Annotated in this window: 1 protein-coding gene; it reads right to left on the bottom strand. The window is 51.8% G+C overall.

Annotated elements, in window-relative coordinates; genetic code table 11:
- A partial coding sequence (locus EN852_RS41995; RefSeq protein WP_210238327.1) for a hypothetical protein occupies positions 1-216 on the bottom strand: 216 nt, incomplete at its 3' end.
- Between the last annotated feature and the right edge of the window lie 91 nt (positions 217-307).

Raw genomic sequence — 307 nt, 5'->3', positions numbered from 1 at the left:
CGACGCTCCATCAATTTTCGTGCCTTTGGGGACGCTCCAGACCTTCCCGGCTTTGTCGGTGAAGGACACGTCTGAGAGCAATACCATGATGCGATGTCGGTTCTGAGGATCTGTCGTCCAATGAAAGTCGAAGGACCCTTGGAACGATTGAGGCAGCGCTTGAATCGTCGAAAACAGCGTTGCAAGACAAGTCGCCAGCACGACTCTTTTGACCATTTGGCGCTCCAGAATGATAGCGGTTGAGGACAACAAACTAACCTAGGCAAGTCTGGATGAACAAGGAGTTGCTCGTCAAATCTGCCTGTCC

The organism is Mesorhizobium sp. M2E.F.Ca.ET.209.01.1.1, assembly GCF_004010375.2.
Taxonomy (GTDB): domain Bacteria; phylum Pseudomonadota; class Alphaproteobacteria; order Rhizobiales; family Rhizobiaceae; genus Mesorhizobium.
The sequence above is the reverse complement of the archived record's forward strand: the minus strand, read 5'-3'. Positions and strand labels throughout refer to the sequence as shown.